Genomic DNA, 26,871 nt, shown 5'->3' with positions numbered 1-26,871 from the left:
GGACCGGGCGCAGAGCCGGGCGTACGCCGACAACGCCTCCAGGAGCGGGCGGGTCCGTCGTACCCCTGGGTCCTGGCCTTGAGCGGGGAACACTCAACTCCGACTGGTGGTTGTGAAGAGCGTCCGCTAACCTGAGCGGCACGCGCTCAACTGCGATCCGGCACCGAAGAAGGAGCACTTCCATGGCACGAGCGGTCGGCATCGACCTCGGCACCACCAACTCCTGCGTGAGCGTCCTCGAGGGCGGCGAGCCCACCGTCATCGCCAACGCCGAGGGCGCCCGCACCACCCCGTCGATCGTCGCCTTCGCCAAGAACGGCGAGGTGCTCGTCGGCGAGGTCGCCAAGCGGCAGGCCGTCACCAACGTCGAGCGGACCATCCGCTCCGTGAAGCGCCACATGGGCACCGACTGGAAGCAGTCCATCGACGGCAAGGACTTCACGCCGCAGCAGATCAGCGCGTTCGTCCTGCAGAAGCTCAAGCGCGACGCGGAGTCCTACCTCGGCGAGCCGGTGACCGACGCGGTCATCACGGTCCCGGCGTACTTCTCCGATGCCGAGCGCCAGGCCACCAAGGAGGCCGGCGAGGTCGCCGGGCTCAACGTCCTGCGGATCGTCAACGAGCCGACCGCTGCGGCGCTGGCCTACGGCCTCGACAAGGGCGACAAGGAGCAGACCATCCTCGTCTTCGACCTCGGCGGTGGCACCTTCGACGTGTCGTTGCTCGAGATCGGCGACGGCGTCATCGAGGTCAAGGCGACCTCCGGCGACAACAAGCTCGGCGGTGACGACTGGGACGAGCGCGTGGTCCAGCACCTCGTGAAGCAGTTCGAGCTGAGCAACGGCGGCATCGACCTGTCCAAGGACAAGATGGCGATGCAGCGACTGCGCGAGGCGGCCGAGAAGGCCAAGATCGAGCTGTCGGCGTCGCAGTCGACCGCGGTCAACCTGCCCTACATCACCGCGAGCGCCGACGGCCCGCTGCACCTCGACGTGACGATCACGCGCGCGGAGTTCCAGCGGCTGACCCAGGACCTGCTCGACCGGACGAAGGGCCCGTTCCAGCAGGCGGTCAAGGACGCCGGCATCGCGGTCAGCGCGATCGACCACGTCGTGCTCGTCGGCGGCTCGACCCGGATGCCCGCCGTCTCCGAGCTCGTCAAGGAGCTCACCGGCGGCCAGGAGCCCAACAAGGGCGTCAACCCCGACGAGGTCGTCGCCATCGGTGCGGCCCTGCAGGCCGGTGTCCTCAAGGGCGAGGTCAAGGACGTCCTGCTGCTCGACGTCACCCCGCTGTCCCTCGGCATCGAGACCAAGGGCGGCATCATGACCAAGCTCATCGAGCGCAACACGACCATCCCGACCAAGCGGTCGGAGGTCTTCACGACGGCGGACGACAACCAGCCGTCGGTGCAGATCCAGGTCTACCAGGGTGAGCGTGAGATGGCCGCCTACAACAAGAAGCTCGGGATGTTCGAGCTGACCGGCCTCCCGCCGGCGCCGCGTGGCGTGCCGCAGATCGAGGTGTCGTTCGACATCGACGCCAACGGCATCGTCAACGTCCACGCCAAGGACCTCGGCACCGGCAAGGAGCAGCGCATGACCATCTCCGGCGGCAGCGCGCTGCCCAAGGACGAGGTCGAGCGGATGATGCGCGAGGCCGAGGAGTACGCCGAGGAGGACAAGAAGCGGCGCGACGAGGCCGAGACGCGCAACTCCGCCGAGGCGCTGGTCTTCCAGACCGAGAAGTTCCTCGGGGAGAACGGCGACAAGCTCCCGGCCGAGGGCAAGGCCGACGCCGAGGCGGCGCTGACCGACCTGCGCTCGGCGCTGGGCGGCTCCGACACCGCGGCCATCAAGACGGCGGCGGAGACCCTCGCGCAGAAGTCGCAGGAGCTCGGTGGGGCGCTCTACGCGCAGCAGTCCGCCGAGGGTGACGGGCCCGAGTCTGCTCCCGAGGACGAGGGCATCGTCGACGCCGACATCGTCGACGGGACTGTCGACGGGTCCGTCGAGGACGAGGGCAAGTAGTGGACGGCCCCACCCCCGTTCCCGACACCGAGTTCGACCCGGAACGGGTCGTGGTGCGCGACAAGCGCCGCCTCGACCCGGACTCCGGGGAGCTGCGCGAGCCGGCTCCGGCCACCGCCCCCGAGGCGACGGTCGAGGAGCAGGTCGAGGAGTCGACCGACGTCCTCGCGGCGGAGCTGACGGCTGACCTGCAGCGGGTGACGGCGGAGTACGCCAACTACCGCAAGCGGGTCGACCGCGACCGGCTCGCCGTCGTCGAGACCGCGGTCGGCACGCTGCTCTCGGAGCTGCTGCCGCTGCTCGACGACGTCGACCGGGCGCGTCAGCACGACGACCTCACCGGCGCCTTCAAGGGCGTCGGCGAGGCCCTCGAGGCGGTCACGGCCAAGCTCGGTCTGGAGCGCTTCGGCGCCCCGGGCGAGCCCTTCGACCCGGCGGTCCACGAGGCGCTCATGCAGGCCGAGCCGGACCCGACGTCGACGGTCGCGACCTGCGCCGCAGTCCTGCAGCCCGGCTACCGCGTCGGGGGCAGGGTCCTGCGCCCGGCGCGCGTCTCGGTCGCGGAACCGGGTGCCGCAGACCTGTCCGACCCGTCCGACCAGCAGTAGGGAGGTGACGCCGTGAGCGCGCGCGACTTCGTCGAGAAGGACTACTACGCCGCTCTCGGCGTCGCCAAGGACGCCAAGCCCGCCGACATCAAGAAGGCCTACCGGGCGCTGGCCCGCGACCTGCACCCGGACAAGAACCCGGGCGGCGAGGCGCGGTTCAAGGAGGTCTCCGAGGCCTACGACGTGCTCTCCGACGCGACCAAGCGCAAGGAGTACGACGAGGCCAGGTCGCTGTTCGGCGCGGGCGGCTCCCGCGGTCGCGGCGCCCCTGGCGGCTTCGACGTGGGCGACCTCTTCGGCGGTGCGGGCGGCGGTCTCGGTGACGTCTTCGGCGGGCTGTTCGGAGGCGGCGGGGGTCAGCGCCGCCGGCCGGCCGGCCCTCGTCGCGGTGCCGATGCCGAGACGTCGGTGACCCTCGGCTTCAGCGACGCGGTCCGGGGTGCCGTCGTACCCCTGCGGCTGTCCACCACCGGCGCGTGCCCCACCTGCCGCGGCTCGGGTGCGGCCCCCGGCACGTCGCCGACGGCATGCGGGGTCTGCGGGGGGCAGGGGGTGCGGAACAGCAACCAGGGCGCCTTCGCCTTCGCCGAGCCGTGCTCGGCCTGCCGCGGCAGCGGGCGGGTCGTCGAGTCGCCGTGCGCGTCGTGCCGCGGCGCCGGGCAGACCACGACCGAGAAGACGCTGTCCGTGCGGGTCCCCGCCGGGGTCGATGAGGGCTCGACGGTGCGGCTCGCAGGTTGGGGCTCGCCGGGCGAGCGCGGTGGCCCGGCCGGTGACCTGCTGGTGCGGGTCCGCGTCACGGCGCACCCCGTCTTCGGCCGTCGCGGCGACCACCTCACCATCACCGTGCCGATCACCTACCCGGAGGCGGTGCTCGGCGCGCAGGTGACCGTGCCGACGCTCGACGGGCCGGTGACGCTGCGGGTGCCGGCCGGCACGACCACCGGCCGGACCTTCCGGGTCAAGGGGCGCGGCGTCCCGAAGAAGGCGCCCGGCGACCTGCTCGTCACCGTCGAGGTCGCGGTCCCGCAGAACCTCAACGCCGAGGCCCGCGCGCACCTCGAGGCCTACGCCGCAGCGGCTCCCGACGACGCGCGCGCCCACCTGAAGGCGGTCATCCTGTGATGGACGACGACAGCCCGGTCTTCGTCATCTCGGTCGCCGCCGAGCTGTCGGGCATGCACCCGCAGACGCTGCGGCAGTACGACCGGCTCGGCCTGGTCACCCCCGGGCGGGCCGGAGGAGGTGGGCGGCGCTACTCCGCGCGCGACGTCGCACTGCTGCGCGAGGTGCAGCGGCTGTCGCAGGAGGAGGGCGTCAACCTCGCCGGCATCAAGCGCATCATCGACCTCGAGCACCACGTCGACGCCCTGCAGGCGCGGGTGACCGAGCTGGCGGCCGAGCTGGCTGCGGCGCAGCGCGCGGTCGCCGACGCCCAGCAGACCGTCGTCGCGTCGATGCGCCGCGACCTCGTGCCTGTCCGCGACACCGCCCTGGTGGTCTGGAAGCCGGCGCCCCGGCGGCGCTGACGGACCGGGCCGAACCCTGCGGGGTCGTGCGGGCTCTCCGGAGAAACGGCATGATCTGTCCCTTCCGCTCCGAATCGTCCCAGGGAGTCCCGTGCGCCCCGTGTCCGTGAGGTCCCTCGCCGCGCTCGCCGCGGTGACCGCGGCCGCGCTGCTCTCGCCCGGCGCGCTCGCCGCGCCCCCGCTCGTCGACCCGCGGGTCGTCGTCGGCGCTGCGGCGCAGCACGACACGAGCGCGCCGATGCGCGACCTCGTCGAGCCCTGGCGGCAGGGGCCGGGGGTCATCATCAGCGACGCCGGCCGCCAGCCGATGGCCAGCACCCCGGGGCTCGTCGACCCGGTGCAGCAGACCGCCGCCTCGATCCCACCGCGGGCCAGGATCGTCGCCAACTACGCCGGTCTGGGTCACGGCTTCGACGACACCTACGTCCCCGAGGCGATCCCGCCCGACACGGTCGGCGGGGTCGGGCGCACGCAGTACGTCCAGTGGGTCAACAGCTCCTTCGCGATCCTCGACAAGCGCACCGGCCAGCACCTGCTCGGGCCCGCTCCCGGCAACACGTTCTTCAAGGGCTTCGGGGGCCGGTGCGAGTCGACCAACGACGGCGACCCGGTCATCAACTACGACCGCGCCGCCGACCGCTGGGTCGTGCAGCAGTTCGTCTCGACCGCCCCGCACTTCGAGTGCGTCGCGGTGTCGAAGACCAACGACGCGACCGGTGCCTACCACCGCTACGCGTTCCCCTACGAGGGGTTCCCGGACTACCCGAAGGCCGGCGTCTGGTCGCATTCCTACGTCCAGACCTACAACATGTTCGACGCCGAGCAGGGCACCAAGGTCTGCGCGCTGGAGCGGCTGAGGATGCTCGCCGGCAAGTCGGCCCGTCAGCAGTGCGTACAGCTCGAGCCCGAGGACCCGCTGCTGCTGCCGGCCGACGTCGACGGGACCCGCTTCCCGGCGATGCGCGCGCCCGCCCCGCTGCTCGGGCTCGGCACCAACAGCGTGCAGATGTACGCCTTCGCCGTCGACTGGGCCGACACCCGCAAGACGCGCCTCGACGGACCGACCGCCCTGCCCGTCGCGGAGTTCAACCCCGCGTGCGGCCTGCTCTACACCTTCGCGTCGCGGACCGCGGCGCCGTGCGCGCCGCAGCCGGTGACCGGCCTCGTCGGACAGGCCGCGCTGATCGGGCTCGACGTGCTGTCCGACCGGCCGATGTTCCGACTCGCCTGGCGACGCTTCGCCGACCGGCACGAGGCGATGGTCGTGACGCACGCCGTCGACGCGCAGCCGCGGGCCGCGGTCGCGCTGCGCTGGTACGAGCTGCGACGGACCGGCAGCGCGCCGTGGGGCGTGCACCAGCAGGGCAGCTACACCCCCGACGGCGACAGCCGCTGGATGTCGTCGGCGGCGATGGACAAGTTCGGCGGCATCGCCGTCGGCTACAGCGTGTCCGGCCCGACGCTGACCTTCCCCTCGATCCGCGTCGCCGGGCGCAAAGCCGGGGACCCGCTGGGCCAGCTGTCGCAGGAGACCGAGGTCGTCGACGGCTTCGGCGAGCAGACGACCGCGTCGCTCGTGGCCCGCTGGGGCGACTACAGCTCGATGGCCGTCGACCCGGTCGACGACTGCACGCTCTGGTACACGACGCAGTACATGGCAACGGTCGGGGTCTTCGACTGGAGCACCCGGATCGCCGCGGTGCGGCTGCCCGGCTGCTGATGCACGGCTGCTGATCAAGGTTGAGCGGAACACGCTCAACCTTGGGTGCGTTGCACCTGGTGACCGCATCCCGTCACCGATGCCCCTCACCGTGGAGGACGCTGCACCCATGGACGCCGACCGCCTCACCACCACGTCGCAGGAGGCCCTGTCCGCCGCTGTGCGCACGGCGGCCGCCGAGGGTCACCCCGAGGTGGCGCCGGTGCACCTGCTGCTCGCGCTGCTCGACCAGTCGCAGGGCATCGCGACCAGCCTGCTCGGGGCGGTGGGCGCCGACCCGGGAGCGGTGCGGGACCGCGCCGAGCAGCTGCTGCGCGGCCTGCCCGCAGCAACCGGCTCGACGGTCGCCACCCCGGGGCTGTCCCGTCAGCTAATGGCGGTGATGTCCGCGGCCCAGGCCTCGGCCTCGCGGGTGCAGGACGACTACGTCTCCGCCGAGCACCTGCTGGTCGGCCTCGCCGAGCAGGGGGGCGAGGTCGCGACCCTGCTGCAGCAGCAGGGCGGGCTGCCGCAGAAGCTCGCCGAGGCCTTCTCGGTCGTGCGCGGTGCGGCGCGCCGGATCACGACGCGCGACCCGGAGTCGACGTACCAGGCCCTGGAGAAGTTCGGGACCGACCTCACCCAGGTCGCGCGCGAGGGGCGGCTGGACCCCGTCATCGGACGCGACAACGAGATCCGCCGGGTCGTGCAGGTGCTGTCCCGGCGGACCAAGAACAACCCGGTCCTCATCGGCGAGCCCGGTGTCGGCAAGACCGCCGTCGTCGAGGGACTCGCCCAGCGCATCGTCGACGGCGACGTGCCGGAGTCCCTGCGGGACAAGCGGATCGTGTCGCTCGACCTCGGCGCCATGGTCGCCGGCGCGCAGTACCGCGGGCAGTTCGAGGAGCGGCTCAAGGGCGTGCTCGAGGAGATCAAGGCCTCCGACGGCGAGGTCATCACCTTCCTCGACGAGATGCACACCGTCGTCGGCGCGGGCAAGGCCGACGGCAGCCTCGACGCCGGCAACATGCTCAAGCCGATGCTCGCCCGCGGCGAGCTGCGGATGGTCGGCGCGACGACGCTCGACGAGTTCCGCGAGCACGTCGAGAAGGACCCGGCACTCGAGCGTCGCTTCCAGCAGGTCCTCGTCGGCGAGCCCTCGGTCGAGGACACGATCGCGATCCTGCGCGGGCTCAAGGGCCGCTACGAGGCGCACCACAAGGTCGACATCACCGATGGTGCGCTGGTCGCCGCCGCGACCCTGTCGGACCGCTACATCACGCACCGCTTCCTGCCCGACAAGGCGATCGACCTCGTCGACGAGGCGGCGTCGCGGCTGCGCATGGAGATCGACAGCCGGCCGGTCGAGCTCGACACGCTGCAGCGCAGCGTCGACCGGCTCAAGATGGAGGAGCTCGCGCTCGCGAAGGAGAGCGACGCGGCGTCGGCCGAGCGGCTCACTGTCCTGCGTCGCGAGATCGCCGACCGCTCCGAGGACCTCGCCTCGCTGGTCGCGCGCTGGGAGCAGGAGAAGGCCGGTCTCAACCGGGTCGGCGAGCTGAAGAAGCAGCTCGACGACCTACGCACGCAGGCCGACCGCGCGCAGCGCGAGGCCGACCACGAGACGGCGTCACGGCTCATCTACGGCGAGATCCCCGCGGTGGAGAAGGCGCTCGAGCAGGCCAGCGCCGACACCGAGGCCCGCGAAGCGATGGTCAAGGAGCAGGTCGGCGCCGACGACGTCGCGGAGGTCGTCGCGTCCTGGACCGGCATCCCCGCCGGTCGGATGCTCGAGGGCGAGACCGGCAAGCTGCTGCGGATGGAGGAGGCGCTCGGCGCCCGCCTCGTCGGCCAGCGGGCTGCGGTCGAGGCCGTCTCCGACGCGGTCCGCCGCGCCCGCGCCGGTGTCTCGGACCCGTACCGGCCGACCGGCTCCTTCCTCTTCCTCGGCCCCACCGGCGTCGGTAAGACCGAGCTGGCCAAGGCCCTCGCGGAGTTCCTCTTCGACGACGAGCGCGCGATGACGCGCATCGACATGAGCGAGTACGCCGAGAAGCACTCCGTCGCCCGCCTCGTCGGCGCACCGCCCGGCTACGTCGGCTACGACCAGGGCGGGCAGCTCACCGAGGCCGTGCGGCGCCGGCCCTACTCCCTCGTGCTGCTCGACGAGGTCGAGAAGGCCCACCCGGACGTCTTCGACGTGCTGCTCCAGGTCCTCGACGACGGCCGGCTCACCGACGGCCAGGGCCGCACCGTCGACTTCCGCAACACCATCCTGGTGCTGACCTCCAACCTCGGCTCTGCCTTCGCCGGACAGCCCGACTACGCCGAGCGCGTGCTCGACGTCGTGCGGTCGGCCTTCAAGCCGGAGTTCGTCAACCGGCTCGACGAGGTCGTCGTCTTCGACTCGCTCGGCACGGACGAGCTGGCCTGTATCGCCGACCTGCAGGTCGGCCTGCTTGCGGCCCGCCTCGCCGACCGGCGGCTGGTGCTGACCGTCACCGACGCCGCGCGGGAGTGGCTGACCCTCACCGGCTTCGACCCTGTTTATGGCGCGCGGCCCCTGCGCCGCCTGGTGCAGAAGGCGATCGGTGACCGGCTCGCGAAGGCGCTGCTGTCGGGCGAGATCCGTGACGGCGACGAGGTCGTCGTCGATCTCGACGGCGAGGCCCTGTCGGTGACCCCGCGCCGCTAATAACCACGGCGGGGCCCTCGCCATTCTGAGGCCGCACTAGCGTCGAGGGCATGCCCACTGCTCTCGTCACCGGATCCACCGCAGGGATCGGCGCTGCCTTCGCCGACGCGCTCGCCCGCTCGGGGCACGACCTGGTGCTGGTCGCCCGCGACACCGCACGGCTCGAGGCGCAGCGGGTGCGGATGTCGTCGTATGGCGTCTCGGTCGATGTCCTCGCCGCTGACCTCGCGACGGACGAGGGCTGCGCGGCCGTCGAGAAGCGCTGCGCCCAGGGGCTCGACCTGCTGGTCAACAACGCCGGTCTCGGGACCAAGGGCGCCTTCGACGAGGTCGACGTCGAGGCGGAGGAGCACCTGCTGCGCCTCAACGTGCGCGCCGTGATGCGGCTGACGCACGCCGCGCTCGCCCCGATGCTCGCCGCGCGCAGCGGAGCGATCCTCAACGTCAGCAGCGTCGCGGGCTTCGCGCCGGGCGCACGCGCCGCGACCTACAGCGCCAGCAAGGCGTGGGTGACGAACTTCAGCGAGTCGCTGCACCTGCAGTACGCCGGCAGCGGGGTGCGGGTGCTCGCGCTGTGCCCGGGCTTCACGCGCACGGAGTTCCACGAGCGGGCTGAGATGGACGTGACCGGCATCCCCGAGCGGCTGTGGCTGAAGGCCGACGACGTCGTCGCCGAGGCGCTGCGCGACCTCGAGCGAGGGAAGTCGCTCTCGGTCCCTGGCTTGCAGTACAAGGCGGTCGTGGCCGCCACCAGGGTGGTACCCCCGGTAGCGACCCGCCGCATCGTCAAGGCCCTGCAGAGCCGGATGCCCGGCCGGTCGGACTAGCCCTTCGGGAAGGCCTCGTCGAAGGACTTCTCGAGGTCCGGCGTCGCGAGGCCGGAGTAGCCGCAGCCGTTGACGGTGCCCTGCGCGGCCGTGATCAGGTAGCGCTTGCCCTGCTCGAATGCGACGCCGTCGAGGGCGGCGGAGGACGCGCCGTCAGGTCGGGAGAGCACGACCTGGTCTGCGTCGCCCCCGGCGTACCAGCGGTCGACCTCGACGGTGACGCTGTCGTCGGTGACCTCGGTGGCGGTACCGGCGAAGGCCGGCGACATGTCCTTGAGGAAGGCGACGTCGAACATCATGCAGGAGGCGATCGCCCCGTCACCCCCGGCGAGGTCGAGCGCGAGGGTGGTCGGGGACGACGACGTCCCGCTGTCGGTCTGGGTGAGCAGGACGCCGCCCAGGGCGGCCGCGACGGCCAGGGACGCGGCGCCGGCGAGCAGGGCCGGGCGGCGGGTGCGGGTGGTGCTGGTCATGGCTCGCTCCAGGAGCTCCTGAGCCCGCGGGCTCGCGAAGGGGACGGTCGGCAGCGAGGGCGGCGCAGGGTCGAGCCGGGCCAGTCGGGCGCGCAGGTCTGCGTCGTCGTCGGTCGGGCTCATGCCGGTGCCTCCTCTCCCTGTCGAGACCCCTTGTGTCCGGAGGTGGCCAGGTCCTTTCGCAGGGCGTCCTTCGCGCGGTGCAGGCGGATGCTCGCGGCGTTGGGCGTGATGCCGAGGACGACGGCGATCTCACGCGGCGCCAATCCCTCCCAGGCCCACAGCCGCAGCAGCTCGCGGTCCCGGTCGGGCAGCCTCGCCAGTGCCGCGTCGAGGTCAGGGTCGGCGCTGTCGGCGGCCACGGACTCCGCCGCGATGCGCTGCACGAGCCGCAGCCTGCGGTCGTCGCCGCGGCGCGCGTTGCCGAGGCAGCCGCGCGCGACGCCGTAGCACCAGGGCAGTGCGGCGTCCTCGGGGATGTCCAGCCGCCGACGCCACATCACGAGCAGCACGTCACCGAGGACGTCATCGGCGGTCGCGGCGTCGGTTCGTCGGCGGAGGTACCGCTGCAGCGGCACCCACACCTCGGCCGCGACGTCCTCGAAGCGGGCAGGGCTCACGTGACCAGTGTGTCCGGCCGCGGCCGGATCCTTTCGGCTCCCAGCGGATCCGCTCGACGGGCGGGTTGCGGCCGGGCAGGGTTGGGGCATGGAGGTCCTCGTCCTCGGCGGCACCCGCTTCGTTGGCCGCGCGGTCGTCGCCGACGCGCTGGCCCGCGGCTGGTCGGTGACGGCGCTGCACCGCGGCCTCACCGGAGCGCTTCCCGAAGGCGTGCGCGCCCTCGTCGCGGACAGGACGTCGTACGACGACACCGCCCGTGCGCTCGAGGGCCTCTCGCCACACCTGGTCGTCGACACGTGGTCGGGCGCGCCGGTCGTCGTGCAGCACGCGGTGCGGGCGTTGGTCGGGCGCGGTCGCTACGGCTACGTCAGCAGCGTGTCGGTCTACCTCGAGGGCCGGCCGCCCGGTGGTGACGAGTCCGCGCCGGTGTGGGACGCCGACCCTGCAGCGGACAGCACCGTCTACCCGGCCGACAAGCGCGGTTCGGAGCTGGCGGTGCTGTCGGCGTACCCCGATGCGCTGCTGGCCCGGGCCGGGTTCATCGTCGGGCCGCACGAGGACATCGGGCGGCTGCCGTGGTGGCTCGACCGGATAAGCCGCGGTGGGCGGGTGGTCGCGCCGGGCCGGCCCGACCGGCCGCTGCAGCTCGTCGACGCGCGCGACCTCGCGGCCTGGCTGCTGTCGGGGCTGGAGACCGGGGTGTCCGGGCCGGTCGACGTGACCGGGCTGTCGGGGCACGTCACGACCCGGTCGCTGCTCGAGGCCTGCGTCGCGGTGACGGGCTCCGACGCGGAGCTGGTCTGGGTGCCGCAGGACGAGCTCGGCGAGGCCCAGCCGTGGGCCCACCTGCCGTGCTGGGTGCCGGAGGGCGGGGAGTTCGCGGGGTTCATGGAGGGCGACGCGTCGCGGGCCGCGGCGACCGGACTCGTCACCCGGCCGATCGAGCAGACGGTGCGCGACACGTGGGCGTGGCTGCAGGCCGTCGGGCCGGCGCCGCAGCGGGCGGACCGCGCGGTGCACGGGCTGCCACTGGACCTGGAGGCGGCGCTGCTCGCCCGACGGTGAGCCTCCGCTCCGACTACGGTGGGGCCTCGTGACCGACCGCGACGCGCTGCTGTCCCTCGTCCGTGAGCTCGCCATCGTCCACGGCAGGGTCACCCTGTCGTCCGGGCGCGAGGCGGACTACTACGTCGACCTGCGGCGCGTGACGCTGCAGGCCGAGGCCGCGCCCCTCGTCGGCCGGGTGATGCTCGATCTCACTGCCGACTGGGACTTCGACGCGGTCGGTGGCCTCACCATGGGCGCCGACCCGATCGCCGCCGCGATGCTCCACCAGGCCGCCGCGACCGGGCGCCGGCTCGACGCCTTCGTCGTGCGCAAGGAGGCGAAGGCGCACGGCCTGCAGCGTCAGATCGAGGGCCCGTCGATCGAGGGTCGCCGGGTGCTCGTCGTCGAGGACACCTCCACCACCGGCGGGTCGCCGCTGGCCGCGCTCGAGGCGGTCCGAGCCGCGGGCGCGATCCCGGTGGGCGTCGCGACGATCGCGGACCGCGACACCGGGGCGGCAGCGAAGATCGAGGCCGAGGGCGTGCTGTACCGCTTCGCCTACGGGCTGGCGGACCTCGGTCTCTGACCGGGCTGTGAGCCGGTCTCTGAGCCGGGTTCGGACGCGCCTGCGACGGCGTGCGTCTTTCGTCGTACAGGATCTGGGTCGTGGCTGAGCTGGTCCCGTTCGCGTTCCTCGCCGTGGTCGTGGCTGTCGGCGGGCTCGTGGCGTACCTCGGGTGGAAGGCGGCCAAGGAGCGGCGCGAGGCGCTGGCCGCGCTGGCTGCTCAGCGCGGGTGGCAGTGGGTCGTGCGCGACGACAGCTGGACCGAGCGCTTCGGCGGCGAGCCCTTCGGCGACGGGTCGGACCGCAAGGCGCACAACGTCCTGACCGGCACCTACGCGGGACTGCCGATGGTGGCCTTCGACTACAGCTACGAGACCTACTCGACGGACTCGAAGGGCAACCGGACGACGCACGCGCACCGCTACTCGGTGTGCGTGCTGCGGATGCCGGCGTGGCTGCCGACGGTCGAGCTCACGCCGGAGAACCTGCTGACGCGCTTCGCCGGCAAGCTGGGGCTCGGTGACGTGGAGCTCGAGAGCGAGGACTTCAACCGGCGCTTCCGGGTGAGCGCCTCGGACCCCAAGTTCGCCTACGACGTGCTGCACCCGCGCACGATGGAGGCGCTGCTCGCCCGGCCGGCCGTGGGCCTGCGGATCGGCGGCGAGGACGCGGTGTGCTGGGAGGACGGGACGCACTCGATCCTCGAGCTCGACCAGCGGCTCGAGACCCTGCACGCGCTCGTCGCCGGGATACCGTCGTTCGTCTGGAAAGACAGGGGAGGTACGTCGTGACCGTGCTCTACGTGGTGCTCGGGGTCGTCGCGCTGCTCGCGCTGTCGGTCGTCGTCAGCTACAACCGGTTCGTCCGGCAGCGCAACCTGGTGCAGGAGTCATGGCGGCAGGTCGACGTCGAGCTGCGACGCCGGCACGACCTGGTGCCGAACCTCGTCGAGACCGTGAAGGGCTACGCCGCGCACGAGAAGGCGGTGCTGACCGACGTGACCGCTGCGCGGGCGGCAGCGGTGGCAGCGGGCGGCGGGGTGGCCGCATCGGCTGTCGCGGAGTCCGCGCTGGCCGGGTCGCTGCGGTCGTTGTTCGCGGTCGCCGAGGCCTACCCGGACCTCAAGGCGGCCGGTCCCTTCCAGCAGCTCGCGGCGCAGCTGGCCGAGACCGAGGACCGGATCGCGGCGGGGCGGCGCTTCTACAACGGCAACGTGCGGGCGCTGAACACACGGGTCGAGGCGTTCCCGTCGTCGATCGTGGCGTCGCTGTTCGGGTTCTCGAAGGCGGAGTACTTCGAGGTCGAGGACCCGGCCGTGCGGGCTCCGGTTGTGGTCGACTTCGGGGTCTGAGGGCTCGCAGCTGGCCCTGTTGCTGTCGATCCACAGGGTCTCCGGTCGTCCACAGCTGACGGAGGAGGCCTTTCGGCGGGTCTGTCCTCGGGGCATCGTCACCGTCGGTCGGGCGACGGGAGCAGTGGACGTGACAGCGATGGCAGGCACCCTCGGTGCGGGCTCGCTGATGTCGCCTGCCGTCCAGGAGATGACGGCGCGGATGCAGGAGACCGAGGTCGAGCGGTCGGCGCTGCACGCGCGGCAGTGCCGGCAGGCGGCGGACCTGCACCGCGCGCACGTCGCGGCCGGTGAGGGCGACTTCGTCGCCGACGAGATCGCGGTCCTGCTGTCGTGCACCGACCACCGGGCCCAGACGTTGCTCGCGCAGGGACTCCGGCTCGCGCAGCTCGACGGCGGCTTCGCGCTGCTGGAGGAGGGCCACTTCACGGTCGAGCAGACCGCGGCGATCGTCGAGGAGACCCAGCACCTCGCGGTGGCTGACGCCGACACCGTGGTGCGCACGGTCCGGTCGCGGCACTCGGCCGCGACGACGGGAGCAGGTCTGCGGGGAGCCGGTCCGGTGCGGGCAGCCGTGCGCCGGGCCGCGCAGCAGCTCGCCCTCGACACCGCCGTCAAGCAGCGCCAGCGGGCGGAGGCCCAGCGGCGGCTTGAGTGGTGGATCGGCGAGGACGGGATGCTCTCGCTCAAGGCCACGCTGCCGGCGGCGACCGGGCTGGCCATCCTCGAGGTGATCCGTGGGGCATCGGGCAAGCAGGGTGCCTGGGACGAGCGGTCGGCCGCGCAGCGTCGGGCCGATGCGTTCGCGGCCCTGCTGCTCGGGCAGCACGGTCGTGGTCTCGTGGGCGGTGCCGGGACGGGAGACGACGTCGCGACCGGGGAGGTGCTGACGGAGCCCGCGTGTAGCCCCTGCCAGCCGCTGGTGCACGTGCACGTGCCGCTCGGGACGGCGCTGGGGAGCTCGGACGAGAGCGCCACGCTGGTCGGTTACGGGTCGATCGACGCCGAGCACGCGCGCGACCTCGTCCACTCCGGGGCGGCACTGCTGCGCGTCCTCACCGACCCCGTGACCGGGATCCCGCTGCACGTCGACGCAGAGCCGGTCCGCCCGGGCAGGGATCGCGCGGCGGTCCGCTCCGCCCTCGAGCAGATGGCCGCGAGCGCGCTCGGGCCACGTCCCGCGGACCACTTCCCGCTCGCTCCCGACGACCACCCTGGGCCGCACCCCCCGGACTCCGCTGGCGGCTACCGCCCGTCGGCGTCCTTGCGTCGCTTCCTGCGCGTGCGCTCGCCGCGCTGCGAGTGGCCGGGGTGCTCGCAACCCGCGAGGCGCTGCGACGTCGACCACGACACGGCGTGGCCGGACGGGCCGACCTGTGCCTGCAACCTCGGAACGCTGTGCCGCCACCACCACCAGGTGAAGCAGTCCGGCTGGCGCAAGGTGCGGCAAGCCGACGGCTCGGTTCTGTGGACCAGCCCCACTGGGCAGCGGGCCCTCGGGGAGCCGCAGCACCCGCCGCCGGCACCGGCCAGCGGGGGACTGCGACTGGTTGAGGTTCGGACGCCGGCGGAGGACGAGCCGATCCCGAAGGCTGGCGACGACCCCTAGGGGCTAGCCGCTGCGGCTCGAGAGCTGGGCGCCGGCGACGTCGTAGGCGATGTAGCCGGTGACTCGGAGCCCCCGAGGCACCTCGAACCACCAGACCCCCCGCGGGAAGTCCACGCGTCGCTGCGTGGCGGCCAGCGAGCGGTTCACGTCGGGCAGCCCTGTCGCGGGAGCCTTCTCGTCGACGAGCAGCACCTCGACCGTGGCAACCCGGTCTCCGAGCAGCCCGGCCACGAACTGGCGCTCGCTCGCCTGGCCGTCGTCGACGCGCAGGGTCGACTCGGCCGGGCCGGCCACCGCGGGGAAGTCGTCGGCCCCACGGATGCCGTTGGTGCAGCCGTGGGTGGTCGTCACGCGGGAGACGCCGTAGCACCACGACCTGCCCTTCCAGTAGGTCACGGCCTCTGCTCCGTTGAGGTCGCCGAGGACGATCACCGGAGTCGTCGCGCCCGCGACGGTCGCGGGCTCCGACGGGGCTAGCCGGTCTTCGCTGACGAGACCGGGCACGACGACGGCACCGCCCAGGGCCAGGACGAGCGACGTGACAGCCCCCGCGCCCGCAGCGGCCCGCCGCCGGCGGCGCAGCGCAGCCGCCGAGCGGCGGACGTCGCAGGCGAGACCCGGGCATGGCTCCAGCGCCAGCTCGGGTGACCGCATCAGGTCGCTCAGGTCCACGACATTGCCTCCTCGGGAAGCGTCTCCCGCAGTTTCGCGGCAGCCCGCGACCGGCGCTCTTCACAGTGCCAGTGGAGCACCCGAGGGTCCGCGCGATCTCCGCCTCGCTCAGGTCCTCGTAGTAGCGCAGCACCATCACGGCCCGCTGCCGCCGCGACAGCTCCGCGAGCGCAGCCAGCAGGGCAGACCGGACGTCGGTGGCCGGCGCCGCGTCCGCTACCACCACCTCCGGCAGCTCCGCGGTGCTCTCCTCGCGCCACGGCTTGCGGCGCCACCAGTCGATGTGGGCGTTGACCATGGTGCGGCGCACGTAGCCCTCCGGGTCCTCGTCGACGATGCGGTCCCACCGTGGGTAGGCCGGGTGAGGGCCGTCTGCAGCAGGTCCTCCGCGCGGTGCCGATCACCCGTCAGCAGGTGAGCGGCTTGGAGCAGGTGGCGCGAGCGCGCGGCGACGAAGGCGCTGAACGCCTCGTCGTGCTCCCGCCTCACGCACCACCCCCTCGTCGACAAGGACGAGTCTCGCGCCTGCTCGGTTGGCACGCACCGGGCAGGAGTCCGCAAGCCCGTGTTGAAGATCCCGGCATGCGCCGTCTCCCCGTGCTCCTGACCCTCGTCGCGGTCTCCGCGTCCGTCGTGACCGCCGCCTCAGCTGCGAAGCCCGGCGCGGCCCCGAGAGGAAAGGCACCGACCGGCAAGCCCGCGGTCACGGCCGGCGCCCCCTTCGACTACGTCAAGCAGCTCCCCAAGCTGTCCAAGCCGCGCTTCGAGACCGTGCGCGAGACGGCCTTCATCACCTCGCCGCTCGACGGCACCCAGCTCTACGCCGAGATCGTGCGCCCCAAGGCCGCCGGACGGTTCCCGGTCGTGCTGGAGCTCTCGCCCTACCACGCGACGCTGGCCGACCGTGACGGCACCCGCATCTTCCCCGGGCCGGAGGACGACGACGGCAAGAAGCTCGGCCTGACCGGCTACTTCGGGCCGCGCGGCTACGCCGTCGTCATGGTCGACCTGCGTGGCACCGGCCAGTCCGGCGGCTGCCTCGACCACATGGGCAAGAAGGACCAGGCCGACGCCAAGGCCGTCGTCGAGTGGGCCGCGAGCCGGACGTGGTCCAGCGGCCGAGTCGGCATGACCGGCCACAGCTACGTCGGGTCGACGCCGCAGATGGCCGCCGCGCAGAACCCCAAGGGCCTCGTCACCATCGTCCCGAGCGCCGGCCTCGCCGCGATGTACCACCACGAGTTCCAGGACGGCGTCCCCTACAACCTGCAGTGGGCCGGCCCGCTGTTCGCCTACGAGCAGCTCGCCCTCCAGCGCCACCTGCCGTCTCAGCTCGGCCAGGGCTACGGCGACGACTTCGGCAACAACCTCACCAGCACCGGCTGCGGCGCGACCCAGTCCGCAGCCGTGACCGGCGAGGCCTACGCCTCCGGCCAGGAGGTCGCCTGGCACCGCGACCGTGACTTCCGCAAGGGTGTCACGGCGTGGAAGGGTTCGGTCTTCGCCGTCCACGGCGTCAACGACAACGCCGCCCGCATCGCCGCGCTCGACTGGTTCCACGCCCGCGGCGGGCGCGCCGGCGACAAGGCGTGGATCGGCCAGTGGGACCACGGCTCCGGCTGCTGCCCCAACCGTCGCGGTCACCAGTGGACTGCCGCGCTGCACGCGTGGTTCGACAAGCACCTCGCGCAGCGCAAGGGCGTCAACACCGGCCCCCCTGCCGAGATCTTCATGAACGACGAGCGCGTCCTCACCGCGAAGGCGTGGCCGCCCGCCCCGTCGCGCCGCCTCACGCTGGTCGCCAACGTCAACGGCACCCTCGAGCCCAAGGCCATCTCCGACGGCGGGCAGGTCGACTACGTCGCCGACGCCCGCGGCTTCAGCAGCGAGGGCAACACCGGCAAGGCGATGTTCGTGACCGCCCCTCAGGCCAAGGACCTCCTGCTCGCGGGCCTGCCGACGCTCAAGCTCGTCGTCTCTGTCGGCGGTGAGCGCATCCACATCCTCGGGACCCTGTACGACGTAGCCCCCGACGGCACGCGCGACCGCATCTCGATGTCCGGCTTCGCGATCCAGCCGGAGTTGCGCGACGGCCTCGAGACGCTCTCCCCGGTCGTCCCGCTGCAGGCGATGACGATCCCGCTGGTCGGCCAGGCCCAGGCTCACGTCGTGAAGAAGGGCCACCGCATCGCGCTCGACATCTCCTCGAGCCACCCCGACAAGGTCCCGACCTTCGCGGCCGGCGCGCTCATCCGGGTCCTCACCGGCCCGCAGGGCTCGGCGCTGTCGCTGCCGGTCCTCGACGGCGCCACGCTCTACCGCGACGTGGACACCGGTGAGGAGTAGCGGCTACGACGCCCGCGCGCCCCGGCGGGCCTTGAGCACCTCGAAGGCGATCGGCAGGAGCGAGATCCCGACGACGGTGAGCACGAACAGCTCGAGGTTGTTCTTCACGAGCTCGACGTTGCCCAGGAAGTAGCCGAGCAGCGTGATGCCGGTGCCCCACAGGACACCGCCCACGACGTTCCAGACGAAGAACTCGCGCGGCTTCATCTCGAGCACGCCCGCGACAGGGTTGAGGAACGTCCGCACGATCGGGATGAAGCGCGCGAGCACGACGGCCTTCGCCGGCCCGAAGCGCTCGAAGGCGTGCTCGGCCTTGACGACGTTGGACCGCTTGAACAGCCGCGACTCCGGCTTGTCGAACAGCACCGGCCCCGCGCGCCAGCCGATGAAGTGCCCGACCTGCGCCCCGACGATCGCGGCCAACGTCACCGCGAGGCAGACCACCGCGATCGGCTGGTCGAGACCGCCGAGGTTGCCGGCGGCGGCGAAGCCCGCGATGAACAGCAGCGAGTCGCCCGGCAGGAAGAAGCCGAGCAGCAGCCCGGTCTCGGCGAACACGATGAGCACGAGCCCGATCAGTCCGTAGCTCGAGACGAGCTTCTCCGGGTCGAGGATCGCGGGGCTGGCGACGAGCAGGGCAGCGGCGGCGGTCTTCACGCCCGCCGACGCTACCCGGCGTCATCTCAGGCGGGCGGCGACCGGAAGTAGCCCGCCACGTCCCCGATGAGGTGCACCTGCCCTGCGGCGTTGCGGATCCGGACCGCCCCGGTTGCACCCGGCTTGACGACGGCGAGGTTCGCCCGAGTCGCCCCGCGCGACAGGTTCAGGTTGCTGATCGTCGGCACCGAGGACGCGTCGCTCGGGTAGGCCCGCACGTCGGTGCCCGCGCTCACGCTGGTCGCGGTGAGGTTCAGGACCGCCGCGAGCGCGCCCGCGGGGACGCCGCGCGACCCGGCGACCCGCAGGTCGACGAACGCACCCGCGGTGGTGGGCGTCGCCGCCGCGCCCGTGCCGTCACGGGTGTCGAGCAGTCGCAGCGGTGCCACCGGCACGAACTGCCCCGTCGACGACGCGCTGTAGTAGCCCGCGATGTCCGCGATCACGTTGACCGAGCCGGCGCCGTTGCGCAGTCGCACTTTGCCGCCGTCCCCGACGGTGACGGTCACGAGGTTGGCCGCGGTGAGACCCAGGCGCACGTTGAGGTTGCTCACGAGGGGTACGTCGGACGCCCCTCCCGCGGGGGTCGGGTAGACGCGGAGGTCGGTGTTCTGCGACGCCCCGGTCGCCGTCACGTTCAGCACGACGGCGCGCGCGTCAGAGGGGACGACGACGCTGCCGCCACCGCTGGTCGCGAGCGTCCCGGTCGCCTGCAGGTCCACGACCCCACCGGCGCCGAGCTTCGCCGCGGGTGCTCCGACGTTGTCGGGCGCGGGCCGCGTGTCGAGCACGCGGGCCGGGGACAGCGCGGTGAAGCCGTCGGCACCGGCCGTCGCGAGCGGCACGTAGTAGCCGGCGATGTCGGCGAGCAGGTCCACCGACCCCGCGCCGTTGCGCAGGGCCACGGCCCCGTCGCTGCCGATCTGCGAGGTGACGAGGTTCGGCACCGCGAGACCGCGGGTCGCGTTGAGGCTGCTCGCGGTCGCCACCGCGGTGGCGGGGGTCGGGTAGACGCGGATGTCGGTCGTCACCGACGCGTTGACGGCCGTGACGTTGAGCACGACGGCGGTGGCATCCGCCGGCACCGTTCCGGCGACCCCACCGGTCGTGACCGCGAGCCCGCGGACGGCGAGAGTGCGGGTCTCTGCGGCGCCGAGCTTGCCCGGTGCCACGCCGACGTTGTCGGGCGCGGGCCGGGTGTCGAAGACGCGCTTCGGGTCGACCGGGACGTAGCGCGACGGCGTGCCCTCGACGACGTTGGTCAGCGCCGGGCCCTGCACGTGGCCCTGCACCTCGTCGACCGTCGGCGTCGACGTCACGGCACCGGAGCGGACGTCACCACGGTCGATGGCCCACAGATCACCGGCGTTGCGGAAGCCGTCGGCGTCGTAGGTGTAGAGGTCGAACAGCAGCGAGCCTGAGTCGGGCGCCCAGGTCGGGTACTCCGCGACGGACCGGGCCGAGGTCGGACGGGTCTTCGTCAGCACGGTGCGCGCCCCACCGGCCGCGGGCACCAGCGAGATCTGCGCGATGTCGGCCGCCCGGTCGACGTCGGTGTCGAACTCCGTCACCTCGGTGTAGGCGATCGTCGTGCCGTCAGGCGACCAGGCCGGCAGCGCGCCGGTCGCGCCGGTCAGCGCGGTCTTGTTGGCGCCGGTGGCGTCCATGACGAACAGCGGCCCGACGCCGGTGTTCTGGTCGACCCCGCCCGCGAAGACGACCTTGGTGCCGTCCGGGCTCCAGTCGGCCGTGAACCCGCCGTCTCCGCCGGGCAGCGCCGTCGCGGTGCCCCCCGCCGCGGGCACGGTCCACAGCGCGTCGGTCTCGTCGCCCGCCGAGGTGAAGGTCAGCCGCGTGAAGAGCACCGTCGCGCCGTTGGGCGACCAGGCAGGGAAGGCGTCGATGACGGTGCTCGACGGGAGGTTGGAGTCCGGCAGCGTGAGGCGCGTGAAGCCGGAGCCGTCGCGGTTGACGACGGCGAGCCCCTCGAAGTCACCCGCCGCCGACCCGCGGTCGGTCGACAGCACGACCTTCGTGCCGTCGGGGGACAGCTCCGGGTCGTCGTAGACGAAGCCGTTGCTCGGGTCCTCGGGCAGCACCGTCGTGACGCGTCCGCTGTCGAGCTGGCGCAGCACGACGCCGTAGACGCCGTCCTCGTCGGTGTCGACGGTGTAGACGATCTCGTTCGCGGTGCTGCTCGCCTGTGCGGGAGCGGCGAGCGCGATCGGGGCCACGATGAGCGGGAGGGCGGCGGTGGCCGTGATCAGACGCCGAGGGGCGGCCATGAGGGGTCCTTCCGGGCGGGAGGGCACCGGGTGGTGGCCGGTGCTCACCGTCGTCCTACCAGCCGAGACCCCCTGCTGTCGCCCCTGTCGTACGACGGACCACCTGCCGGTGAGCGTCCTGCAGCCCGCGGGCCACACCGCCCGGTCTGGCATGCTCGGCCCACCGGTCGGCCCGCCGCAGACACCCCGGCCGCCGCCCGTCCCGTCGTACCCCTGCCCTTCCAGGAGAGCTGCCGTGCCCATCGCCACCCCCGAGACCTACGCCGCGATGCTCGACCGCGCGAAGGCCGGTGCCTTCGCCTACCCGGCCATCAACGTCACCAGCTCGCAGACCCTGCTCGCCGCGCTGCGCGGCTTCCAGGAGGCCGAGTCCGACGGCATCGTGCAGGTCTCGACCGGCGGCGCGGAGTTCCTCTCCGGCACCACGGTCAAGGACATGGTCGTCGGCGCGCGGGCGCTCGCGGAGTACGCCCACGTCGTCGCGGAGAAGTTCGACGTCACCGTCGCGCTGCACACCGACCACTGCCCGAAGGACAAGCTCGACGGCTTCATGCGGCCCCTCATCGAGGTCAGCCGGGAGCGGGTCGCAGCGGGCGGGCTCCCGCTGTTCCAGTCGCACATGTGGGACGGCTCCGCGGTCGAGCTCGAGGAGAACCTCGCGATCGCCCAGGAGCTGCTCGAGAAGTGCGCCGCGGCCGACATCGTCATGGAGCTGGAGATCGGCGTCGTCGGCGGCGAGGAGGACGGCGTCGAGAACGCCATCAACGACAAGCTCTACACGACCCCCGAGGACGCGCTGCGCACCGCCGAGCTGATCGGCATCGGTGACAAGGGCCGCTACATGCTGGCCGCGACCTTCGGCAACGTGCACGGCGTCTACAAGCCCGGCAACGTCAAGCTCAAGCCGTCGATCCTCAAGGACATCCAGGACGCGGTCGGCGCGAAGACCGGCACCGACAAGCCCTTCGACCTGGTCTTCCACGGCGGCTCCGGCAGCCTGCTCGAGGAGATCCGCGAGGCCCTCGACTACGGCGTCGTGAAGATGAACGTCGACACCGACACCCAGTACGCCTTCACCCGCCCGATCGCCGAGCACATGTTCCGCAACTACGACGGCGTGCTCAAGGTCGACGGCGAGGTCGGCAACAAGAAGCTCTACGACCCGCGCGCCTACGGCAAGGCCGCCGAGACGAGCATGGCCGCCCGCGTCGTGCGGGCCTGCGAGGACCTGCGCAGCGCCGGCACCCGGCTCAAGTAGGACCGAACGCCTGTCGAACCTTGACCTGTTCGTTACAGTGTCAAGTCGCCACGCCGTACAGGTGTGGCGTCCGTTCCCCGAACGCCGAGTCCTGCCCCGGGGAGCGGGCCGACGTTCCTGGGCAGGAGCGGGGGACCCACAGTCCCTCGGGAGGCTCGACCGCGAGGTCGGGACTCCCTCGGGGTGAAGGCGCGGACCATCTCGACCGGTCCCGCCCGGGCTTCCCGGCCCGAACCCGACAGCTCACCTCGCAGGCGTGAGGGAAGGATCGCCCCACCGTGTCAGTGTTGCGCCCCCGCAAGCACGCCAAGCACGCCAAGCCCTCCGTCGCTGCCCCCGCGCTCGCCGCGGGTGGCATCACCGCCGTGACGGTCGTGTCCTCGTCGGGCACCGCGTCCGCGGCCACCGCCGACGACTTCCGCCGGTTGCGCGTGTGCGAGTCGGGCGGCAACTACGCCATCAACACCGGCAACGGCTACTACGGCGCCTACCAGTTCGACCGGCGCACCTGGCAAGGCCTCGGCTACAGCGGCACCGCCAACCAGCACCCGGCGGCGGTTCAGGACGAGGGTGCCCGCCGCCTGCAGGCTGCTCGCGGCTGGCAGCCCTGGCCGGCCTGCTCGAAGAAGCTCGGGCTCGGCCGCTCCACGACCACCGTCTCGGCGCAGAGCACCGAGGAGCGCGTCGTGGTCGCTCGCGCCTCCCGCGGCGGCCAGCGCAACGAGGGGTCGCGCCGGGTCTTCAAGGCCAAGGTCGTCAAGGTCGCGCTCGCCCCGACCCCCGCGCCGTTCTTCAACGGCAACGACCTCACCCTCGACGACGCCGACCGCTTCCGCATCGGCGTGAAGATGTGGCAGGACCGCATGTCCAAGCGCGGCTGGGACCTCGAGGTCGACGGCTTCTTCGGCCCGCAGAGCGCCGCGGTCGCCAAGCGCTTCGCCTACCAGAAGGACATCGCCGTCGCCGCCCCCGGCACCGTCGACAAGGCCGTCTGGGACGCCGCCTGGACCCTGCCCGTCAGCTGAGTCGCGCCACCACCAGCTCGTAGCCGAGGCCGCCTTCCCGGGCTGCCTCGGCGCAGGCCCGCACCGTCCGCGACAGCGGCAGCCTGCGCTGCAGCCGACGCAGCAGCGCCCGCGCGTCGTTGCTGCGGTCCTCGACGCGCGTGACCTCGAGCCCCGCCTCCTCCACCAGCACGGCGTACGCCGCCCGCGCGGCCGTCAGCCGGTCGACCGCTGCAGTGACGCGGCCGTCCACCCGGTCGCGGTGCAGCACCACGTCGGTCAGCCCGAGCCGCCCCCCGGGCCGCAGCACCCGCACGACCTCGCGCAGGGCGGCGGGAGCGTCGGCGAAGGTCGACAGCGAGCACTCCAGCAGCACCGCGTCGCACGACCCGCTGCGCACCGGCAGCCGGTGCGCGTCCCCGACGACTGCGCCCGGGACACCCCGGACCTGGCCGATCTCGACGTCCACACCGACCGCACGGCCCCCTCGCGCCCTGACCGCCTCGAGGCCCTTCCCGCGGCCGCAGGCGACGTCGAGCACCACTGCGCCCGGTCGCAGCTCCAGCAGGTCGAGCAGGTGCGCGGTCAGCGCCTCACCGCCGGGGTGGTCGGTCGCCCCGAGCAACCACCGTGCCGCCCGCTGCGTGTAGTCCACACGTGCAGTCTGAGGGAGGATGCGGAGGGCGAGGGAACCTCGGGGGGTGCTGCCGCGTGACAGTCCCGTGAGCGTCGGCGGGCAGGACGAGGTGGCGGCCGTCTACGAGCGGTGCACCGCCCGCCTCGTCGCCGTCCTGTGTGCGATCGGTGCCCCGCGCGCGGACGCCGAGGAGGTCGTCCAGGACGCCTTCGTGAAGCTGCTCGGACGCTGGGACCGGGTGCGCGACTACGAGGACCCTGAGGCCTGGGTTCGCGGCGTGGCCGTGCGGATGCTCGTCAGCCGGCACCGCCGCAGGGTGGTCGCCGAACGCGGGCTGAGGCGCCTCGCTGCCCAGACGGCAGACGTTCCGGCGCTGTCGCCTGACTCCGTGGCCGTCGCGCTCGCGCTGCGTTCACTGACGCCCGGGCACCGCGCTGTCGTCGTCCTGCACCACGTGCTCGACCTGCCGGTCGAGCAGGTCGCCCGCGAGCTCGACCTCCCTGTCGGCACCGTGAAGTCGCGGTTGTCACGGGCCCGCTCAGCGCTTGCCCCCTACCTGACGGAGGAAGAGGTGCCTGACCGTGCCTGACGGCCTGACCCGATACGTCGACGAGCTGGTGCCCGAGCGCGTGCGCGCCTTCGACGAGGCCGTCGCCGCGGCCAGCAGACGTCGCGCCGGGCGGCGACTGCGGGCCGTGGCCGCGGTGCTGGCCGTGACAGGGCTGGCCGGCTGGCTGGCCACGCGCGGCGGGTCCGACGTCGTCGACCAGGTGGCGGACGGGCCCCCTGACCGCATCGAGGTGGACGGCCGGGACTACCTGCTCGACGGCTCAGGCGTGCCCGCGGCCCTCCGCCAGTCGCCGGACGACCCGGCTGTGCTCGTCGCGACGGTCGGGGCGCGGGTGACCGGGCTGCGTCCGGAGTGCCGCCGCTACCCGGTCGCCCGGGTGACCTTCGAGGACGCGGGCCGGGTCGGGGTGGTGGTCGACGTCTACAGCGGACAGCGCACGCCCGAGCCGGAGTGCCCGCAGGTGCGAGGCGACCTGCTGGAGCGCACCGTGCAGCTGGCCGCTCCCCTCGGTGCCCGCGACGTCGTCATCGGTGACGGGACGGTGGCGGTCAACGTGGTGGGCCGCTCAGTGCCTGGCCTCTCCCCGCTGCGCGGCACGCGTTCCTGCGTGGAGGAGGCGTGGGCCGAGCCGAGCAATCTCGACTACGCCAACCTGGTGCGCCACGATGGTCGGGCCTTCGTGAACCGCGACGGAGCCGTGGTCCCGCAGCCCGACCGGGGGCGGGAGCTCGGCCGCGTGGCCTGCACCCTCAGCGGCTCCTACACGCCGGCGTTCCCCGGGCCCCTACCCGACGGCACCGCTGCCTACGTCGAGGTGGGCACGCCGTGGTTCGCCGTTCGAGGCCGGGACGACGCGATCGCCGCCGAGGTCAACGGCGACGTGCTGCTCTTCGTGCACGACCCGACCTTCGACTGACCGGCAGGATGGGTGGATGCTGGTCGTCGAGAGCGTGTCGGTGGTGCGCGGCGGACGCCGGGTCCTCGACGGCGTCACCGCGTCGTTCGCCGTCGGGCGCTGCACCGCGGTCGCGGGGCCGAGCGGGTCCGGCAAGTCGACGCTGCTGCGGCTGCTCGACCGGCTCGAGGAGCCGACCGAGGGCCGGGTCCTGCTGCACGGCCAGGACCTCCGCTCCTACGACGTCCTCGCCCTGCGCCGCCGGGTCGGTCTGCTGCAGCAGGCACCCGTGCTGCTCGGCGCGACGGTCCTCGAGGACCTCTCCGTCGGGCGTCCGGTGACCGCGCAGGACGCCGCCGTGCTGCTGACCCGCGTCGGGCTCGACGGCCTGCCGCTCGACCGCGACACCGCCTCGCTGTCGGGCGGCGAGGCGCAGCGCTTGTGCCTGGCGCGCGCCCTCGCGGTCGGGCCCGAGGCGCTCCTGCTCGACGAGCCGACCAGCGCGCTGGACGCGGTCGCGGCCCACGCGGTCGAGCACGTCGTGAAGGGCCTCGTCGCCGAGGGGCTCACCGCGGTGCTGGTGTCCCACGACCTGGAGTCGGCGCGACGGCTGGCCGACGACGTGGTCGTCCTGCGAGGGGGTCGGGTCACCGAGAGCGGGCCCGCCCACGAGTCGGCGTACCTCTCGCGATCGGCTGGAGCGTCGTGACCGACCCGTCGGTGCCCTCGTGGGTCGGGGTCGCGACCTCGGTCGTGCTGGTCGGGTTCGCCCTCGCCGTCGTCCTGCGCGAGCGGCTCGGCCTCGGCCGGGACGTCGTCGTCGCGGCGGTCCGCGCGGCCGTCCAGCTGGTCGCGGTCGCGGCGGTCCTCGGGGTGCTGTTCGACCGGGCCGGCCTGCCCGGCGGGATCGCCTGGGTCGCGGGCATGTGCGCGGTCGGCACCGTCGTCGCCGGCCGTCGCGGCCGGGGACTGGTCAGGCCCTTCCTCACCGCCGCGGTGGCCATCAGCGCCGGCGTCGTCGCCACCCTCGGGCTGCTCGTCGTCGCGCGGGTCGTCGAGGCCGAGGCGCGCATCGTGGTCCCCGTAGGCGGGATGGTCGTGTCCGCTTCCGTCCGGGGAGTGACGGTCGTGCTGGTCCGGATCCGCGAGGAGGTCGAGCGGTCCCGCCGCGAGGTCGAGGCGCGGCTCGCCCTCGGCCTGACCAGCAGCGAGGCCTTCGCGCCGCACGCCCGCAGCGCCCTGCGGACCGCGCTCGTCACCGACATCGACGCGGTCGCCTCGGTCGGCCTCATCAGCCTGCCCGGCGCGATGACCGGGCTGCTGCTCGCGGGTGTCGAGCCGCTCACCGCGATCCGCTACCAGGTCGTCGTGATGTACATGCTGCTCGGAGCCGTCGCGGTCTCCGGCCTCGTCGCGTCACGGCTCGCCACCCGGCTGCTCTTCGACGACGCGCACCGGCTGCGGCCCGTGCCGCTAGCGTCGAGCCCATGAG

At 72.9% G+C, this 26,871-nt stretch carries 25 protein-coding genes and 1 riboswitch; of the genes, 19 read left to right on the top strand and 6 right to left on the bottom strand.

Annotation, left to right across the window (positions count from 1 at the left end; genetic code table 11):
• Window positions 1-182 precede the first annotated feature (182 nt).
• From dnaK to Q8R60_13035, 7 genes are all read left to right on the top strand, one after another.
• Complete coding sequence (gene dnaK / locus Q8R60_13065; protein MDP3713399.1) at window positions 183-2,030, top strand: molecular chaperone DnaK; 1,848 nt, start codon at window positions 183-185, stop codon at window positions 2,028-2,030.
• Window positions 2,030-2,638: a nucleotide exchange factor GrpE gene (gene grpE, locus Q8R60_13060; GenBank protein MDP3713398.1), complete on the top strand. Its 609-nt coding sequence runs from the start codon at window positions 2,030-2,032 to the stop codon at window positions 2,636-2,638. Before dnaK ends, grpE begins: the two co-directional genes overlap by 1 nt.
• Window positions 2,639-2,650: 12 nt before the next feature.
• The gene (gene dnaJ, locus Q8R60_13055) at window positions 2,651-3,763 is read left to right on the top strand and encodes a molecular chaperone DnaJ (GenBank protein MDP3713397.1); all 1,113 of its coding nucleotides are present in this window, start codon (window positions 2,651-2,653) and stop codon (window positions 3,761-3,763) included.
• Complete coding sequence (locus Q8R60_13050) at window positions 3,763-4,167, top strand: helix-turn-helix transcriptional regulator (protein ID MDP3713396.1); 405 nt, start codon at window positions 3,763-3,765, stop codon at window positions 4,165-4,167. Before dnaJ ends, Q8R60_13050 begins: the two co-directional genes overlap by 1 nt.
• Before the next feature lie 100 nt (window positions 4,168-4,267).
• A complete protein-coding gene (locus Q8R60_13045; GenBank protein ID MDP3713395.1) occupies window positions 4,268-5,887 on the top strand; it encodes a hypothetical protein in 1,620 nt (539 codons plus the stop codon).
• A gap of 109 nt (window positions 5,888-5,996) precedes the next feature.
• Window positions 5,997-8,561 (top strand): ATP-dependent chaperone ClpB, encoded by a 2,565-nt coding sequence (clpB, locus tag Q8R60_13040; protein MDP3713394.1) that lies wholly within the window; start codon window positions 5,997-5,999, stop codon window positions 8,559-8,561.
• Window positions 8,562-8,611: 50 nt separating this feature from the next.
• A complete protein-coding gene (locus Q8R60_13035) occupies window positions 8,612-9,388 on the top strand; it encodes an SDR family oxidoreductase (protein MDP3713393.1) in 777 nt (258 codons plus the stop codon).
• Here Q8R60_13035 and Q8R60_13030 read toward each other — a convergent pair.
• A complete protein-coding gene (locus tag Q8R60_13030) occupies window positions 9,385-9,984 on the bottom strand; it encodes a hypothetical protein (GenBank protein ID MDP3713392.1) in 600 nt (199 codons plus the stop codon). The two genes, Q8R60_13035 and Q8R60_13030, sit on opposite strands and share 4 nt — an antisense overlap.
• The gene (locus tag Q8R60_13025) at window positions 9,981-10,481 is read right to left on the bottom strand and encodes a sigma-70 family RNA polymerase sigma factor (protein ID MDP3713391.1); all 501 of its coding nucleotides are present in this window, start codon (window positions 10,479-10,481) and stop codon (window positions 9,981-9,983) included. The genes Q8R60_13030 and Q8R60_13025 overlap by 4 nt, the downstream gene beginning before the upstream one ends.
• Window positions 10,482-10,569: 88 nt before the next feature.
• On the opposite strand from Q8R60_13025, the gene Q8R60_13020 reads away from it, so the two are divergent.
• From Q8R60_13020 to Q8R60_13000, 5 genes are all read left to right on the top strand, one after another.
• Window positions 10,570-11,547 (top strand): reductase, encoded by a 978-nt coding sequence (locus tag Q8R60_13020; GenBank protein ID MDP3713390.1) that lies wholly within the window; start codon window positions 10,570-10,572, stop codon window positions 11,545-11,547.
• Window positions 11,548-11,575: 28 nt separating this feature from the next.
• Complete coding sequence (gene pyrE / locus Q8R60_13015) at window positions 11,576-12,115, top strand: orotate phosphoribosyltransferase (GenBank protein ID MDP3713389.1); 540 nt, start codon at window positions 11,576-11,578, stop codon at window positions 12,113-12,115.
• 80 nt (window positions 12,116-12,195) lie between these two features.
• Window positions 12,196-12,885 carry a DUF3137 domain-containing protein gene (locus tag Q8R60_13010; GenBank protein MDP3713388.1) on the top strand — a complete coding sequence of 230 codons (690 nt, stop codon included), beginning with the start codon at window positions 12,196-12,198 and terminating at the stop codon, window positions 12,883-12,885.
• Complete coding sequence (locus Q8R60_13005) at window positions 12,882-13,445, top strand: LemA family protein (protein MDP3713387.1); 564 nt, start codon at window positions 12,882-12,884, stop codon at window positions 13,443-13,445. Before Q8R60_13010 ends, Q8R60_13005 begins: the two co-directional genes overlap by 4 nt.
• Before the next feature lie 139 nt (window positions 13,446-13,584).
• Window positions 13,585-15,054 (top strand): DUF222 domain-containing protein, encoded by a 1,470-nt coding sequence (locus Q8R60_13000; protein ID MDP3713386.1) that lies wholly within the window; start codon window positions 13,585-13,587, stop codon window positions 15,052-15,054.
• Between the two features lie 3 nt (window positions 15,055-15,057).
• Here the strand turns inward: Q8R60_13000 and Q8R60_12995 are convergent, their stop codons facing one another.
• A complete protein-coding gene (locus Q8R60_12995) occupies window positions 15,058-15,726 on the bottom strand; it encodes a hypothetical protein (protein MDP3713385.1) in 669 nt (222 codons plus the stop codon).
• A 582-nt stretch (window positions 15,727-16,308) separates the two neighbouring features.
• Here Q8R60_12995 and Q8R60_12990 point away from each other — a divergent pair.
• Window positions 16,309-18,072, top strand: a complete 1,764-nt coding sequence (locus tag Q8R60_12990; protein MDP3713384.1) for a CocE/NonD family hydrolase — start codon at window positions 16,309-16,311, stop codon at window positions 18,070-18,072.
• A 3-nt stretch (window positions 18,073-18,075) separates the two neighbouring features.
• Here Q8R60_12990 and Q8R60_12985 read toward each other — a convergent pair whose 3' ends face one another.
• Complete coding sequence (locus tag Q8R60_12985; protein ID MDP3713383.1) at window positions 18,076-18,729, bottom strand: VTT domain-containing protein; 654 nt, start codon at window positions 18,727-18,729, stop codon at window positions 18,076-18,078.
• A 26-nt stretch (window positions 18,730-18,755) separates the two neighbouring features.
• Window positions 18,756-21,014: a hypothetical protein gene (locus tag Q8R60_12980; GenBank protein ID MDP3713382.1), complete on the bottom strand. Its 2,259-nt coding sequence runs from the start codon at window positions 21,012-21,014 to the stop codon at window positions 18,756-18,758.
• Window positions 21,015-21,249: 235 nt separating this feature from the next.
• On the opposite strand from Q8R60_12980, the gene fbaA reads away from it, so the two are divergent.
• Window positions 21,250-22,272: a class II fructose-bisphosphate aldolase gene (gene fbaA, locus Q8R60_12975; GenBank protein ID MDP3713381.1), complete on the top strand. Its 1,023-nt coding sequence runs from the start codon at window positions 21,250-21,252 to the stop codon at window positions 22,270-22,272.
• A gap of 72 nt (window positions 22,273-22,344) precedes the next feature.
• A riboswitch (cyclic di-AMP (ydaO/yuaA leader) is annotated at window positions 22,345-22,543 on the top strand.
• 7 nt (window positions 22,544-22,550) lie between these two features.
• Complete coding sequence (locus Q8R60_12970) at window positions 22,551-23,297, top strand: transglycosylase family protein (protein ID MDP3713380.1); 747 nt, start codon at window positions 22,551-22,553, stop codon at window positions 23,295-23,297.
• Here the strand turns inward: Q8R60_12970 and Q8R60_12965 are convergent.
• Complete coding sequence (locus Q8R60_12965) at window positions 23,290-23,931, bottom strand: methyltransferase domain-containing protein (GenBank protein MDP3713379.1); 642 nt, start codon at window positions 23,929-23,931, stop codon at window positions 23,290-23,292. The genes Q8R60_12970 and Q8R60_12965 overlap by 8 nt on opposite strands.
• Window positions 23,932-23,977: 46 nt before the next feature.
• On the opposite strand from Q8R60_12965, the gene Q8R60_12960 reads away from it, so the two are divergent.
• The 4 genes from Q8R60_12960 to Q8R60_12945 are packed head-to-tail and all read left to right on the top strand — an operon-like array spanning window position 23,978 to window position 26,870.
• Complete coding sequence (locus Q8R60_12960) at window positions 23,978-24,502, top strand: sigma-70 family RNA polymerase sigma factor (protein ID MDP3713378.1); 525 nt, start codon at window positions 23,978-23,980, stop codon at window positions 24,500-24,502.
• Complete coding sequence (locus Q8R60_12955; GenBank protein MDP3713377.1) at window positions 24,495-25,400, top strand: hypothetical protein; 906 nt, start codon at window positions 24,495-24,497, stop codon at window positions 25,398-25,400. The genes Q8R60_12960 and Q8R60_12955 overlap by 8 nt, the downstream gene beginning before the upstream one ends.
• Window positions 25,401-25,416: 16 nt before the next feature.
• Window positions 25,417-26,088: an ATP-binding cassette domain-containing protein gene (locus Q8R60_12950; protein MDP3713376.1), complete on the top strand. Its 672-nt coding sequence runs from the start codon at window positions 25,417-25,419 to the stop codon at window positions 26,086-26,088.
• Window positions 26,085-26,870, top strand: coding sequence for an ABC transporter permease (locus Q8R60_12945; GenBank protein ID MDP3713375.1), 786 nt, complete (start codon window positions 26,085-26,087; stop codon window positions 26,868-26,870). The genes Q8R60_12950 and Q8R60_12945 overlap by 4 nt, the downstream gene beginning before the upstream one ends.
• Window position 26,871 lies beyond the last annotated feature (1 nt).

The sequence above is a fragment of the Mycobacteriales bacterium genome, from assembly GCA_030697205.1.
Taxonomy (GTDB): Bacteria; Actinomycetota; Actinomycetes; order Mycobacteriales; family SCTD01; genus JAUYQP01.
The sequence above is the reverse complement of the archived record's forward strand: the minus strand, read 5'-3'. Positions and strand labels throughout refer to the sequence as shown.

Bases quoted from the DNA above. Each gene is read 5' to 3' on its own strand.
- dnaK (MDP3713399.1), top strand. From the start codon at position 183: ATGGCACGAGCGGTCGGCATCGACCTCGGCACCACCAACTCCTGCGTG.
- Q8R60_13050 (MDP3713396.1), top strand. From the start codon at position 3,763: ATGGACGACGACAGCCCGGTCTTCGTCATCTCGGTCGCCGCCGAGCTG.
- clpB (MDP3713394.1), top strand. From the start codon at position 5,997: ATGGACGCCGACCGCCTCACCACCACGTCGCAGGAGGCCCTGTCCGCC.
- Q8R60_13035 (MDP3713393.1), top strand. From the start codon at position 8,612: ATGCCCACTGCTCTCGTCACCGGATCCACCGCAGGGATCGGCGCTGCC.
- Q8R60_13030 (MDP3713392.1), bottom strand. From the start codon at position 9,984: ATGAGCCCGACCGACGACGACGCAGACCTGCGCGCCCGACTGGCCCGG.
- Q8R60_13020 (MDP3713390.1), top strand. From the start codon at position 10,570: ATGGAGGTCCTCGTCCTCGGCGGCACCCGCTTCGTTGGCCGCGCGGTC.
- Q8R60_13000 (MDP3713386.1), top strand. From the start codon at position 13,585: ATGGCAGGCACCCTCGGTGCGGGCTCGCTGATGTCGCCTGCCGTCCAG.
- Q8R60_12990 (MDP3713384.1), top strand. From the start codon at position 16,309: ATGCGCCGTCTCCCCGTGCTCCTGACCCTCGTCGCGGTCTCCGCGTCC.
- Q8R60_12980 (MDP3713382.1), bottom strand. From the start codon at position 21,014: ATGGCCGCCCCTCGGCGTCTGATCACGGCCACCGCCGCCCTCCCGCTC.
- Q8R60_12950 (MDP3713376.1), top strand. From the start codon at position 25,417: ATGCTGGTCGTCGAGAGCGTGTCGGTGGTGCGCGGCGGACGCCGGGTC.